At 42.0% G+C, this 283-nt stretch carries 1 pseudogene; it reads right to left on the reverse strand.

From position 1 onward, the window contains the following. Positions 1 to 276 (reverse strand): annotated as a pseudogene (locus HC176_RS19305) (acetate kinase); the annotation flags it as partial. Positions 277 to 283: the final 7 nt, after the last annotated feature.

Consider the following 283-nt stretch of genomic DNA (forward strand, 5'->3'; position numbering starts at 1 on the left):
TCCATGTACCACCCTGTGTCCTATTGCCGGAATTTCAGCCGGATCTTTGATCACGCCGTAATCCTTATGCATCAGATGTTTTGTCACTCCTTTTAATGCTACGGAATGATCTGCTATTTCCATTTCTTCGGAAGTGGAATAAGCTTCCGATTTGTAATGTAATTTTCCTGAAGCCTGACCTATTCGCTCCACCAATCCCGACGCCAATACCTTTTCCGCAGGCATTTCGATGAGCTGAAACTTCAAAGAGGAACTTCCTGAGTTTATTATAAGTATGTTTTTA

The organism is Tamlana crocina, from assembly GCF_012037625.1.